This window comes from Tardiphaga sp. 709 (assembly GCF_032401055.1).
Classification (GTDB): domain Bacteria; phylum Pseudomonadota; class Alphaproteobacteria; order Rhizobiales; family Xanthobacteraceae; genus Tardiphaga.
This window is the reverse complement of sequence record NZ_CP135529.1, coordinates 5,132,649-5,146,172: the sequence shown is the minus strand read 5'-3', so window position 1 is coordinate 5,146,172 and position 13,524 is coordinate 5,132,649. Positions and strand designations below refer to the sequence as shown.

The 13,524-nt window shown below is 61.2% G+C and carries 14 protein-coding genes; 9 read left to right on the top strand and 5 right to left on the bottom strand.

Translation table 11 applies throughout. From position 1 onward, the window contains the following. The first annotated feature begins 56 nt into the window (after positions 1-56). From RSO67_RS24985 to RSO67_RS24975, 3 genes are read left to right on the top strand one after another with little or no spacing between them, the layout of a single operon-like run. Positions 57-1,163, top strand: a complete 1,107-nt coding sequence (locus tag RSO67_RS24985) for an acyltransferase (RefSeq protein ID WP_315841020.1) — start codon at positions 57-59, stop codon at positions 1,161-1,163. Positions 1,164-1,167: 4 nt separating this feature from the next. Then, complete coding sequence (locus tag RSO67_RS24980; protein WP_315841019.1) at positions 1,168-2,220, top strand: acyltransferase; 1,053 nt, start codon at positions 1,168-1,170, stop codon at positions 2,218-2,220. Between the two features lies 1 nt (position 2,221). After that, a complete protein-coding gene (locus RSO67_RS24975) occupies positions 2,222-3,661 on the top strand; it encodes a lipopolysaccharide biosynthesis protein (protein ID WP_315841018.1) in 1,440 nt (479 codons plus the stop codon). 13 nt (positions 3,662-3,674) lie between these two features. Here RSO67_RS24975 and RSO67_RS24970 read toward each other — a convergent pair whose 3' ends face one another. After that, positions 3,675-4,871, bottom strand: a complete 1,197-nt coding sequence (locus RSO67_RS24970) for an endo-1,4-beta-xylanase (protein ID WP_315841017.1) — start codon at positions 4,869-4,871, stop codon at positions 3,675-3,677. A gap of 108 nt (positions 4,872-4,979) precedes the next feature. On the opposite strand from RSO67_RS24970, the gene RSO67_RS24965 reads away from it, so the two are divergent. From RSO67_RS24965 to RSO67_RS24940, 6 genes are all read left to right on the top strand, one after another. Next, positions 4,980-5,774, top strand: coding sequence for a WecB/TagA/CpsF family glycosyltransferase (locus RSO67_RS24965; protein WP_089268066.1), 795 nt, complete (start codon positions 4,980-4,982; stop codon positions 5,772-5,774). Next, a complete protein-coding gene (locus RSO67_RS24960) occupies positions 5,771-7,051 on the top strand; it encodes a glycosyltransferase (protein WP_315841016.1) in 1,281 nt (426 codons plus the stop codon). The genes RSO67_RS24965 and RSO67_RS24960 overlap by 4 nt, the downstream gene beginning before the upstream one ends. Before the next feature lie 8 nt (positions 7,052-7,059). Then, positions 7,060-8,250 (top strand): glycosyltransferase family 4 protein, encoded by a 1,191-nt coding sequence (locus RSO67_RS24955; RefSeq protein WP_315841015.1) that lies wholly within the window; start codon positions 7,060-7,062, stop codon positions 8,248-8,250. Further along, positions 8,247-8,654 carry a hypothetical protein gene (locus tag RSO67_RS24950; RefSeq protein WP_175366899.1) on the top strand — a complete coding sequence of 136 codons (408 nt, stop codon included), beginning with the start codon at positions 8,247-8,249 and terminating at the stop codon, positions 8,652-8,654. Before RSO67_RS24955 ends, RSO67_RS24950 begins: the two co-directional genes overlap by 4 nt. Positions 8,655-8,673: 19 nt before the next feature. Continuing rightward, a complete protein-coding gene (locus RSO67_RS24945; protein ID WP_116664041.1) occupies positions 8,674-9,069 on the top strand; it encodes a hypothetical protein in 396 nt (131 codons plus the stop codon). Between the two features lie 255 nt (positions 9,070-9,324). Further along, complete coding sequence (locus RSO67_RS24940) at positions 9,325-10,500, top strand: acyl-CoA dehydrogenase family protein (RefSeq protein ID WP_315841014.1); 1,176 nt, start codon at positions 9,325-9,327, stop codon at positions 10,498-10,500. On the opposite strand, the gene RSO67_RS24935 is transcribed toward RSO67_RS24940, so the two are convergent. The 4 genes from RSO67_RS24935 to RSO67_RS24920 all read right to left on the bottom strand — a co-directional run bounded on the left by RSO67_RS24935 (position 10,497) and on the right by RSO67_RS24920 (position 13,504). Beyond that, on the bottom strand, positions 10,497-10,955 hold the full coding sequence (locus tag RSO67_RS24935; RefSeq protein WP_244499898.1) for a carboxymuconolactone decarboxylase family protein: 459 nt from the start codon (positions 10,953-10,955) through the stop codon (positions 10,497-10,499). The genes RSO67_RS24940 and RSO67_RS24935 overlap by 4 nt on opposite strands. An 82-nt stretch (positions 10,956-11,037) precedes the next feature. Further along, positions 11,038-11,952, bottom strand: coding sequence for a branched-chain amino acid ABC transporter permease (locus RSO67_RS24930; RefSeq protein WP_315841013.1), 915 nt, complete (start codon positions 11,950-11,952; stop codon positions 11,038-11,040). Beyond that, positions 11,949-12,809: a branched-chain amino acid ABC transporter permease gene (locus tag RSO67_RS24925; protein ID WP_315841012.1), complete on the bottom strand. Its 861-nt coding sequence runs from the start codon at positions 12,807-12,809 to the stop codon at positions 11,949-11,951. The genes RSO67_RS24930 and RSO67_RS24925 overlap by 4 nt, the downstream gene beginning before the upstream one ends. Further along, a complete protein-coding gene (locus RSO67_RS24920) occupies positions 12,809-13,504 on the bottom strand; it encodes an ABC transporter ATP-binding protein (protein ID WP_315844355.1) in 696 nt (231 codons plus the stop codon). Before RSO67_RS24920 ends, RSO67_RS24925 begins: the two co-directional genes overlap by 1 nt. Positions 13,505-13,524 lie beyond the last annotated feature (20 nt).

Sequence of the window (13,524 nt, the reverse complement as noted above, 5' to 3'; positions counted from 1 at the left end):
CGGCGTCCATGCCGGATCGGGGCCACGCTCGGTCCGTTCAACAGGGGACACTTTTCTTGCAGGATATCGACACCAGCACACGACATCTGGACGGGCTGCGCATCCTTGCGGCCAGCGCCGTCGTGATCCTGCACTATTCGGATTACATCAAGGAACTGCCAATTGGTCGCTTCATGGTGGACCACACCTGGCACTTCAATCTGTTTGTCGATCTGTTCTTCGTCATCTCCGGCTTCGTCATTGCCAGCCAGTATCTGGCGAAAGTCGGCTCACCCACCGCGGTGGGCCGCTTCCTGTGGCGGCGCCTCGCGCGGATCTATCCACTGCATCTGGCAACGCTGGCTTTCTACATAATGATCGCACTAGCGCTTCATGCCGGCATCGCCAAGACCGACAACCCGGCACGTTATCCATTCTCCGATCTGCCGGCGCAATTCCTGCTACTGCACGCCATCGATGGCGACCGGCTGACCTTCAATTTTCCGAGCTGGTCGCTGTCGGCGGAGTTCTTCTGCTACGTGCTGTTTCCGCTGATGGTGCTGACGATCGCGCGGAGCAGGACGGTGATTGTGGCGCTCGTCGTGCTGCCGCTGCTGGCCAACAGCATCTATGCCGTTGCCATGGGCACCGAGCCCTGGCCGGACTGGATCAATAAGGGCGGCGCCTTCCGCGCTTTGCCTGCCTTCAATCTCGGCATTGCCTGTTGGCTGTTTCGCGACCGGATTGCGCGGCTTCCGGCGCTACCGGGCCTGCTGACCACGGCCCTCGTCTTGTTCCTGATCTTCGGCGCGCAGCTTCCAATCATGGCAGCGCTGGCAGTCATCTATCTCATCGCCGTACTCGCCATCCATCACGATCTTTCCAGCCAGACCACCCTGTTCTCGCGCCTTGGTTTTGAGCGCTGGTCGTCGCTGACCTATTCCTCCTACATGCTGCATATTCCGGTCGCGACCGTCGTCCTCACGCTGGCGGCACGCTTCCTTGCCCCCGTCATTCCCGGCGGCAAGCTGACGCTGGTGCCGCTCGCCATTGCCGTTCTTGCCGCTGCCAGCATTCTGTCCCTGCGCTATTTCGAGACGCCGATGCGGCGCGCTCTCAATGAGGCTTATGATCGCCATTTCAGCACGCGAATTGCCGCGGCGACAGTGCCAAGGCAGACGTGACCTGATGGTGGATGCAACGCAGACAATGTCCGGGACGGCGCGGCCGCTGGCTCAAGCGAGGGCGGCCAGCCGGGATATGGCCATCGACAGCATGCGCGGCCTCGCCATTCTGATGGTGATCGGTATCCATTCGCTGCAGCAACCGCTCGATGCATCGTGGAAAACCATGCTCGACGCGGCGCTGCGCCCCTGTGTGCCGATTTTCCTGTTCGCGTCCGGCTATCTGACCGCGCTGTCGGGCCGCGTTCCACTCGGCAAGCGCGTGATGGCGGCATTGATCCCCTACGCCATCGCTTTCGCGGCTGCCTATCTCTACATGGCGCTGCAGAATCCGGCGATGGATCACCGCCCGACGACAACGGCTGCCCGCTTCGTGCTCGCTTACGTGTTCGTGTATTATTATGTCTTCGTCTATCTCGGCTGCACGCTCATGCTCTGGCTGACCCTGTGGTTTGCCCATCGTGTGCCGACCCAAGCCAATGAGCGACTGCGCGTCGTCCTGATGCTCGCCCTCGTCTTCGGCCTGATCATCGGCAGCTATGTCGATCCCTTGCTGATCCAGCGCGGGCTGTCCGAAGGACTGATCGAGGAAGTGCGCATGCGCGATATCCCGTTCTGGTTCAGCTTCGTGGCCCTGGGAATGCTGGTCGCCGGATCGACGGCGCGGCTGGCCCTTCCGCGGACGCGCCTGACGCTGACCGCTGCGGTACTGTTGGCCTATGTGATCTATGCGGCATCGAGACTGCTCAAGATCGGCGACGCTGCCGATTATGATTCGATGGCGTTCTTCGGCTATGCCGCGGCGCTCTGCGTCCTGTTACTCGCACTCGGCATCCGCGCGCCGGTCCTCGCCACGCTCGGCTCCGGCAGCTACTTCATCTATCTCTGGCATATTTTCATTGTCATGGCCTTGCGCGATCATGGCGGACTGCGCCAGTTCGGCCCGGTTGCGGGGACATTTCTGATGTATGCGATCACCGTCGCCTTGAGCCTTGTCGCGTTGCTCGCCGTGCAACGATGGGCGCCGCCGCGCGCGGCCCGCTGGCTTGGAGCCTGACATGCTGCTGAAACGCACGATCCTTTATCTTCCCGCCCAGATCGTCGGCCCGTTGTTCCAGCTGGTCGCGATGATCGTGTGGACCCATGTGGTCAACGAGCATACGCTGGGTGTGATCACGCTGATTACGGCGACGCATGAACTACTGCAGATCGCGTTCCTGGCCTGGTGGTCGCAATATGCGCTGCGCTTCTTCGGCCGCTATCAGGACGGCGAACAGGCCGAACGCTTCTACCGCACCGAGAATGTCGTCATTCTTGTTTCGCTGGTGCTGCAGAGCGCCGCCGTCATCGGCGTGCTCTATACAGTCATTGCCACGGACACCAATCCAGCGCTGCTCGGCGCCACCGTCGCTTACGTCATCAGCCGCTCTCTCAATCTCTATATCGCCGAACGCGCCCGGGTCCGGCACCAGATCGGCGTCTACTCGATCCAGCAGATCGTGGGGCCGTCGATCGGCTTCATTCTCGGCCTGGTACTCATCAAGTTGATCGGCCCATCGCCGGAATGGCCGCTGCTGGGCTATGCCGCCGCGCAGCTCTTTGCCGCTTTGGTCGTCCTGCCCCATATCGGCTACAGCCGCCGTTTGTGGCCGATCGACCGCGAGATCATTCGCCATGCGGTGAGCTACGGCATTCCGCTGATCATCGGCGGCGCGCTGGGCTGGGTCGGCCTCAATGCGTCGCGCTTTATCGTCAACGACATGCTCGGCGTCGCCGCCGCCGGCCTTTTTGCCGTCGGTTATGGTCTGGGCCAGCGCGCCGCGGCGGTGGCTGCGATGCTGGTGACAGCAGCGGCGTTCCCGCTGGCGGTCAAGAGCATGGAGCAAGGCGGCAGCAAGGCCGCAATGCGCCAGCTTGCCGACAATAGTGCACTGCTCATCGGCATTCTGGCGCCGAGCATTGCGGGCATCTTCCTGCTACGGGCCGAGATCGTGCACCTGCTGATCGCCACGCCGTTTCAACAGGTGACGCTGGCAATTCTGCCTCTCTCGGCCCTGGCGGGTTCGGTCCGCAACATCCGCGCCCATTTCGGTGATCAGGTGTTTCTCCTGCACAGCAGGACCCAGCTCATGATCGTCGTCTCAAGCATCGACGCACTGGTGACGATTGTGGCGAGCTTCATCTGTATCCACTATTGGGGGCTCGTTGGCGCAGCCGGCGCGACAGTGCTGTCCGCCATCGCTGCGGCATTGACCAGCTTCATCATCGGCTTTTCGAAATTCGGCCTGACGCTGCCCTGGGCGCATCTCGCCCGCATCGTCCTCGCAACCGGGGCTATGGCGGCGCTCCTGACGCAACTGCCGGAAGCGCCAAACCATGTCTTGTTGGCGGCACATGTCGCCGCAGGCGCGGCGATCTATGTGTTGGTCCTTGCCATCCTTTACGGACCGACGTTGCTTCGAATGCTGCGCCGTCAGCCGCAACTCTCCGAGCTCTGATGTCGTGAAACCGTCACGACCGTTTGGCGGTCTCCAGGGCACGGGCCATTGCGTACCACAGCGGCTTTTTCTGCATGTTCTCATCAAACGGCAGCGGCCGTGGCAGTCGTTCTGCGAGAGGATTCTTCTTTCTCGCGGCATCCGTATAGAATGAATAGTGATCGGACAGCTGCCACGCGATCACGGCCTTGACCGCGGGAACCTGCAGCACAGTTTCGAGGAATTTCCCGCCGGTCTCCGCGATCATCTTGTCGCGCGTGGCCACGTCATCGGGGAACGTGTCGTCACGGACATCGAACTCGGTGATATAAATGTCGACCTTGCGTTCGGCGAGCGCGTGGACGAATTCCAGAAATCGCTGGGGATCGTGCGGATAGCGCGGCTGCAAGTGGCCCTGCAGGCCGACGACATCGAGCCGGACGCCGGCATGCTGCAATTCATCGACCAGACGCAACAGTCCGGTGCGCACCGCGAGACCGACATCGTCATCGCGTTCCGCCTGTGCCTCATTGAGCACAAGTTTAGTCTTCTTATCCACAGCACCTGCCCGCGCGAAGGCGCGCCTGATATAATCAGTGCCAAAGGCATCGTACCACGGGCCAAGGCGATAACCGCCGGGGGCCTTGTGACCGGGCCAGAACGGCTCATTCACGACGTCCCACGACTGCAATTGGCCGGCATAACGTCCAGCGACTTCATCGATATAACTATCGAAGAAGGCCTGACGCTCAGTATTGCTCATGGACTTGATCCATTGCGGAACCCATTCGTTCCAGATCAGACAATGACCGCGCATGGGAATGCGATTGCTCGCACAAAATTGTAGCAATCGATCAGCGCTCTCGAATCGTTTCGGTCCCGCCATCGGCGCAAGCGTGCCCATTTTCAGAGCGATATCCGTCGTTATAATTTTCGTCTGTGTTGTGTAAAGCTCACGATATCCCACATCCTTGTCGATCACCGGCCCCGCAGCAGCGCCGAACATCAAACCATTTTTCGCCGCAATTGTACCAAGGCTCTGCGTTTGAGTCGCGCCGACTGCATGTCCTTGCATAGCAACTGTCGCGCCAGCGATGACTGCGAGCGACTTTCTCCTTGAACATTCGAACATATCCACTCTCCATCGATTCAAAATCGTGACTGCTATCTTTTCCATGTTGCGCGACAGCATCGCCATCGTTGCGTCGCAATAGTTCGTTTTGATGTCCATGATGTCGAGGAGATGATTTTCGACTCACTTTTCTTTGCTGCATCGGCAGCAAGCAGGTGTGCACTTCGTTCAAGCGTACCTCGGCTACATCGTCATCAGGGGACCGACATGTCGAAGACGCAGGCGCCACACGCCAAAAATCTCACCGTTGACGGAGTCACCGTGAACGTTTCATCGCTCGACGAAGCCGTTTTATCGATCGTAGAAGCGGCCGAACGCGGCGATAACTTCAGTGTATGCACGCTCAATCTCGATCATGTCGTACATCTGCAACAAAAGCCCGATTTTCGCGCAGCCTATCGGCGTGCACGCTTCGTGACTGCGGATGGCTTTCCGATCGTCGTTCTCAGTCATCTGCTCGGCAAACCTATTTCGCGAACAACCGGCGCTGATCTTGCCGCTCCCTTGTGTGAAGCTGCAGGCAAGAAGGGACTTCCCATCTTTCTGTTCGGTTCCGACAGGCCAACGCTGGACAAGACTGCAGCAGAATTGCGCAAACGATATCAGGGCTTGCAGATCGTCGGCACCTTCGCGCCTGGTCGCAACTTCGAGGCCTATTCAGCGGAGGCCGATACAGCGATTGCACAGATCCGCGCATCCGGTGCAAAGCTCTGCTTCCTCGCGCTGGGCGCGCCGCGACAGGAAGTGTTTGCGTCGCGCTGTATCGATGAGCTGGATGGGACGGGCTGCCTGTGTTTCGGCGCGGCGCTGGACTTCATCGCAGGTACACAGGTTCGCGCACCGATGTTCACCCAACGTGCCGGTCTCGAATGGGCCTGGCGCATGTTGCGGGATCCGCGCCGCCTTGCGCCCCGTTACGCACGCTGCGCTGCCGCCGTGCCACGTTTGATCGCTAGTACGCTTCCACAAATCCTGAACGCTCGCATGAGGAAAGCCGCATGACCTCGACACTCACTCTGGGTCTTCGCGCCCGGAACACCGCGCCGGCCAAGCAACGCTACCAGATCTGCCTCATCCACCCGTTCGATCCGCGCGGCCAGAAGGTGGGTGGGCTAGAGACCTATATCCGCGACTTCATCACGTTCCATCCCACGGACACCGACATCCTGTTCGTTGGCGTGGATTCGATCGGCGACCTCAAGCTCGGCGAAGTGCGACGGCTGACTTTCCGCGGGCGCGACTTCGACTTTCTCCCGATCCTGCATTATTCCGACCAGCAGGCCCGAGAGGCAGCGCGCACCATCCGCTCGTCGCTGACCGGCCAGTTCTTCATGGCTTTGCTGCGCTATTTCGGCCCGGTCTCGCGGCTGATTCGCGAGCGCGGCTGCACAGTCGATCTTCGCCGTGTCGAATTCTCGTGGCTGCCGACGCTGCTGCGCCGCCCCTTCATCCAGATGCTGCATGGCGAGGGCGCGCCGAAGCTGCAGATGGATTCGCTCCTGAAGAAATATTCGTTCGTGCATAATATCGGCGAGCGTTTCGCAGTCACGACCAGCGCAAAATTTCTATGCGTGAATCCGTTCATTACCGAACGGCTGCAAAAGACCTATCCCGGCCAGAGTGGCAAGATCGACACGCTGTGGACCTGGGTTAATACCGACATCTTCAAGCCACAGCCGTTTCCGGCGATGACCGAGCCGTTTCGCATCATCTTCGCGGGGCGCCTTGACGAGTTCAAGGATCCGCCGTTGATGTTCAGCACCATCGCCCGCCTGCGCGAGCGGCTGCATGGCCATCTCGAATTCCATTATATCGGGACCAGCGATCCGCATCGCTTTGCCGAATTCGCTGCTATCGAAGACATCACCATCCGGCACGGTTTCAAGGACGCTGTCGGCATGGCGACAACACTGGCCAATGCCCATGCAGGCATCCTGACATCGGAATTCGAGGGCATGCCACGCTGCGTGCTCGAGACGCTTGCGGTCGGCCGCCCGGTCGTCGCGGTGCACCTGCCGCAGCTGGAATCGGTGATCCATGATGGCGAGAGTGGCTACCTGATTTCACGTAGCGCGTCGCGCGACGAGATGATCGAGAACCTAGCCCAACGTTTCCTCGATACCCGCGATGCGATCGGCACAGGCGAAATCAACCCGGTGCAGGTTGCCAGCGCGATCGATAATTTCACACCAGCAACACAGCTGGCGCGCGTCTTTACCTATCACCAGGACATCCAGAACGCGCGCAACATGACGATGACGCCCTCCGCGGCACACTGAGGCTATCTGTGAATATCCTGTTGCTATCGAGCGAATATGCTCCCGCACGCGGCGGGATAGGCACCTACGCCCACGAGATCGCATTGGCCGCAACTCAGCTCGGCGCGCGGGTGACGCTGGTCGCTCCCGATTACGCACAGGATATGTCAGCCGACGATCGCGCCATGCCCTTCGCAATCCACCGCTTCAGCGGTGGATTGCATTCGGCGCGCGATCTGCCCGCCAAGATCATGCTGGCGCGCAGCCGCATTGGTACGGCTCCATTCGACGTGGTGCATGCTGCCGACTGGCCGTTCTTCATTCCGGTCGCACTCGCGCGCGGCCGCACACCGGCGCGGATGCTGATGACCGTGCACGGTACAGAAATCAATGAGACGCAGACGCCGCTGAAGCGACTGGCGATCCGCTTCAGTGGCGTGTTCGGGCCACGCACCGAGGTCGCTGCCAATAGCAGCTTTACACGCGAGCTGTTCCGCAAGAGATTCACGATCGACGAACGCCGCATCCATGCCATTCGCCTTGGCGTCTCCAATTTCTGGTCCGGACGGCGCAGCGACCGCGCTGCCACGCGCGCGATCTATGACATTGCGCCGGACCGGATCGTCATGGTCACCGTCGCGCGGCTCACGCGGCGCAAGGGACATCATCTCACGCTCGCCGCCCTCGCGCAGCTTCCTGACGAATTACGTCAGCGCATCACCTGGCTGGTCATCGGTCCGCAGGGGGAAGCGGATTATGTCGATGAGCTTCGCGGCATGATCGCAGCGTCGGACTGCGACATCAGGCTACTCGGCACACTATCGAATGAAGAAATTCGCGATATCTACGGTGCGGCGGACTTCTTTTGTCTGACCGGTGTGCCGGATTCGTCCGGCCGTGTCGAAGGCTTCGGTCTCGTCTATCTCGAGGCCGGTGCCACAGGCCTGCCGAGCGTCGCGAGCAATATCGGAGGTGTGCCCGATGCGGTGCTCGCCGGCCAGTCTGGCCTTTTGGTCGCCCCCCGCGTCGACATGATCACCCATGTGATCCGGCAACTGGCCGAGGACGATGAGCTGCGGGCGCGCCTCGGCGCTGGTGCCGCCGCACATGCGCGTGATCTGTCGTGGGAACGTTGCGCCGCAGAAACCTATGGTTTGAAGCGGCCATCACCGTCGGAGGATGCCTTGCAGACCGGATCGGAGCTGAGGGCATCGGCATGAAACAGCTCGCTGCCATCGTCACATTGCTCGTGCTCACCGCGAGCACCGCGCATGCCGACAATTGCAACAAGAGCCGGGAGTATCTGCTCGGCGGCCTTGCAGGCGATCTGACCATGCCGCCCCAGGCCTATGAAGGCCTGTTCAAGGTCTGCACCGCGACGGCGACGATGCCGAACGTCAAGGATGCCTACATCCTGAAGGATGGGGCCATCGCGGTGATTCCGAAACAGGACACGGTGGCCGCCACCGCGGCGACGCTGTCGCGATTCTGCGATGCCAACCCCAGAGCCACGCTACGCTTCATCTCCGCCAAGGAGCTCGTGCTAACGAAATCGACATCGGGCATTGTGCAGATGTCGTCAGGCTCCGCAACATCGTGTAAGAAGATCAAGGGTCTCACCTGAGCCAGAGGGAAATGCCGCCATGCTGAAGCGCATCTTTCGCTCCTCGTCCGAGACATTCCGGACCCGCTCGCCGGAGCGCGACCGCATCACCGATGAACGGCTTGTTCTTGCCATTGCGGCGACCATCGACTCCGGCCTGCGCAGTGCAGAATACGAGCATGACGGCCTGAAGCGTCGGCTGGAAGACGTCATCTCCATCGCCGCAATTGTCGGCGGTAACGAGATCGAGGACGTCAACAGTCAGTCGGATCCGCGGGCAGAACTTCTGCAGAAATCAGACGACGAGATCCGCATCGGCGAAGCACGGCTGCGGACGCTCGAAAACAATATCGAGCATTTCAGATCGCTGAAGCGGGACCTGAGACGGCGTTTCCCGGGCATCAATCTCGATGCCGCCGAGCCGGCGCCGAAATAAAGGTTTTCCGCCGACCAATACGCGGCCAATCAAGATTCGGCCAATCAGCACGCCACGCGTGAATCAGCGACGCCACGGCACCCTTCAGGGTGGTCGATGCCTCGTAGCCGAATTCGATACGATCAGGCATACTGATCGTGTAAATGTTATCCCTCACCTCGTCGCTGGCCGCCACCCGTACCGTGATCGGCCCCGCATGACTGCCTCACGCCCCAAGGCTCCCCCCAAAGGGGATCGACCGGAGTATCCACATCCATGACTGATCGCGCCGACGCCATTGCCGCCAGGATCGAGACCTTCATTCGGGCCGAAGTCATCCCCTATGAGAAAGATCCGCGGACAGGTGCTCACGGCCCGAGCGACGAACTGGTGCAAGAGCTGCGCGACAAGGCCCGCAAGGTCGGCGTGTTGACCCCGCACATTCTTGCGGATGGGTCACATCTGACGCAGCGCGAAACGGCAAAAGCCCTGATCAAGTCCGGTCTTTCGCCGCTGGGCCCGCTTGCCTGCAACACGATGGCACCCGATGAGGGCAATATGTATCTCCTCGGCAAGGTCGGTACTGCCGAACAGAAGACGCGGTTTCTCGAACCGCTGGTGTCAGGGAAAGCGCGTTCGGCGTTCTTCATGACCGAGCCGGCAGACGAAGGCGGCGCGGGCTCCGATCCGTCGATGATGCAGACCACCTGCAGGCTCGATGGCAATCACTGGGTGATCAACGGGCGGAAGAAGTTCATCACCGGTGCGGAAGGCGCCAAAGTCGGCATCGTCATGGCGAAGTCGGACGACGGCGCCTGCATGTTCCTTGTCGATCTGCCCGATCCTGCGATCCGCACCCTGCGCGTGCTGGATACGATCGACAATTCGATGCCCGGCGGCCATGCAGAGATCGAGATCGATAACCTGCGTGTGCCTGCAGACCAGATGCTTGGCGCGTCAGGCGACGGTTTCAAATACGCGCAGATCCGCCTCAGCCCGGCGCGCCTGTCACATTGCATGCGTTGGCTGGGTCTTGCGATCCGCGCCAACGAGATCGCGACCGACTATGCCTGTCGTCGCCATGCCTTCGGAAAGGCCCTGATCGATCACGAAGGCGTCGGCTTCATGCTGGCGGAAAACCTGATCGACATCAAACAGTCGGAACTGATGATCGACTGGTGCGCCGATGTGCTCGACACCGGCTCGCTCGGCACGGCCGAAAGTTCGATGGCCAAGGTGGCCGTGTCGGAAGCGCTGATGCGGATCGCCGATCGCTGCGTTCAGGTGATGGGCGGCACCGGTGTGTCCGGCGAAACCATCGTCGAACAGGCCTTCCGCGAGATCCGCGCGTTCCGCATCTATGACGGTCCGACCGAAGTCCACAAATGGTCGCTCGCCAAGAAGATCAAGCGCGACTGGAAGACCGATCAGCCAAGCGTACCGACCGCCTAGACATCCACCTCGACCTGCAGGACGTCGTTGAAGCGGTTGAACGCGCCGCACAGCGCGATCCGCCAGGTCAGTTCGACGATCTGCGCATCGTTGAAATGCGCGCGCAGGCGCTCGAACATCGCGTCGCGGATTCGATGCCAGTTGCTGGTGACCGCGATCGCGTATTCGACCACGAGCCGATCGACTTCGGTGAGCTCGGGATGCTTCTCCCAGTCGAGCAGGTTTGCCGCACCTTCCGTCGTGATACCTTCAACCGCGAGCTTCGGCGTGTGCTGCGCAACGCAGAAGTCGCATTGATTGACCAGCGAGACGGCAACGATGGCAAGCTCAAGGTATCGCTTGGGCAGCACGCCTTCGTCGGCGAGCTGGGTGAGAAGGCGCCACATATGCTCGAACACCGGCAGCCGGTTGGCCATTGCGGCGGCCTGCCCTTCGAACGGTCCATATGTGGTCATGCGATCCCACAAAGCCCTCAGGTGCTCGGGCAGTTGATCTCTTTTTTGCAGGGCGACGCGGGCCATATCGAAACTCCGGTTATCAGAAACGAGAGGATGTCTTGTCCGCGAGCGCAGAGCGCGGCTCGCGGCCGAAGCCATCCGGCTTGAAGATCAGCAATACCACCAGCCCCACGCCAACGAGGAACAGGCGAATGGCGGCGAGTTCGGACGCCCCAAGACCAGGGACGAGGTCTATCAGAAACCGGCTGCCTTCCAGAAGGAAGATCAGTGTGAAGGCGCTGGCAACGACGCCGCGGTTGCTGCCGCGCCCGCCCACCACCACGGCCATGAAGGCATAGGCGGTGATGATCGGGCCGAATTGCGTGGGGTCGATGTAACTGTAATAGAATGCGTGCAAGCTGCCTGCGAGACCGAGGATAGCGCCACCGATGGCAAACACCCGCACGCGGACGGCGAGCACGGACTTGCCGAGCGCTTCCACGACGCCGGGGTCGTCGCGCGTCGCACGCACAAGGCGCCCGAAGGGGGAGCGAGCCAGCGCCTGCAGGACGGTGTAGACGATCAGCACGGCCAGCAACGCCAGGAGCAAAAAGCCTGTATCGCCCCAACCGCGGGGCCACCACGCCTGGAACGGTCGTTCGATCCCCGAAACACCGAGCATGCCGCGGGTCAGCCAACCTTCGTAGCTGATGACGAGGCGTAGGCATTCAGCAAAACCAAGCGTCACGATAGCGAGATAGTCTTCGGACAACCGCACGGAGATGAGCGCGCTGACTGCGCTCAGCGCTGCCACGCCGAGCATGGCCACCCCAAGAGCGACCAGAGGCGGCAGCCCCTGCACCGTCAGCAAACCGGCGATATAGGCACCGAGCATGTAGAAGCCGAACAGGCCGAAATTGACCAGGCCGCCCATTCCCCATTGCAGATTGAGCGCGAGCCCTGCCAGCGCAGCCAGCGCAACGAGCGTCAGAGTGGCGATGAGATAAACCGTCATTTGGTAACCCACCGCGTTCCAAACAGGCCCCATGGCCGCACGAGCAGAAGCGCGACCATCACAAGGAATGTCACGATCATCCGGTAGTGCACGGGCATCACTAACGTCGCGAACTCCTCCGCGAGGCCAAGCGTCAGCGCGCCAGCGACAGCGGCCATCGGATTGGAAATGCCGCCGAGAATGGCGGCCGTGAATACGGGCAGCAGATAAGTCCAGCCCATCTGCGGCTCGACATTGGCATCCAGCCCAACGAGCACGCCGGACAGCGTTATCAGCATTCCAGCGATCAGCCAGACATAAGCGACGACGCGGGACCGCGAGATGCCGCGCACTGCTGCAAGATCCGGGTTATCCGCCACGGCGCGCATCATTCGGCCAAGCCGCGTAAAGCGAAAGATGATCCACACCACAGCGAGTGCCGCAATGACCGTAACGAGAATGGTGAGCTGTTCGTGGTTCAGCCGGATATCGCCAAAACGCATCGGTCGCGCTACCGGCACGTTATAGGCCCGCGGCGAGTTGCCGGCAAAGAAACGGATCACGTTCTCCAGCGCGATGGCGACTCCCATGGAGGCTACCAGCAGCGTTACGCCCCCGCGATTGCGAAGCGGACGATAGGCAAGCCAGTCGATACCGACAGCGATCAGCGCAAAGAGTGCCGCGCCGGCACCAGCCGCCAGCCACAGCGGCATGCCCAGTACGACATTGCCGATATAGACGAGATAGGCACCGCAGGAGAGATAGGATCCGACCGCATAATTGGCAAAGCGCAACACGCTGAACGTCAGCGACAGCGCAAGCGCAGGCAATGCCAGTAGCAGACCGGCGACAATGCCGTTGACAAGAAGCTGACCCATCACACCCCTCCGAGATAGAGGCGGCGGATATCCGGATCGGCGAGCACCTCGGCGGCGGGCGCGGCAAGGCGTATCCGCCCACCCACCAGAACCACGCCGTGATCCGCAGCGCCGAGCCCGAGGCGCGTGTTCTGCTCGACGATCAGCAGCGTCACTCCTGAGGCGGCCACCCGGCCGATCACCTCGAACAAAATCTCCGCATTGCGCGGTGACAATCCGGCGGAAGGTTCGTCCAGCGCAAGGACGGATGGCTCGGGCATCAATGCGGTGGCCATCGCCACCATCTGTCGCTGACCACCGCTGAGATGCCCGGCCGTGCTGCGCAGCTTGGCGCGGATTTCCGGAAACAGGTCGAGCACGGCATCGAGGCGCTCGCCGAACGATGGCGCCGAACATGATGCCACGAATTCATAACCGACTTGCAGATTTTCCAGCACGCTCATGTTGCGGAAGATGTTGGCCTCCTGCGGCACATAAGCGAGGCCCCGCGCGGCACGCGCAGGCGCACTGAGCGTCGTGACGTTCGCTTCACCGAGCAGGACTTCGCCCGAGATCGGACGCAACAGGCCAACGGCCGTCTTCATCAGCGTCGATTTGCCGGAGCCGTTGGGGCCGACCACGACCAGCGTCTCGCCTGCGCGAACCGAGAAGCTCACGCCATGCAAGATCGGATGGCCGCCATAGCCAGCCACCACGTCGCGCAATTCCAGTCCTG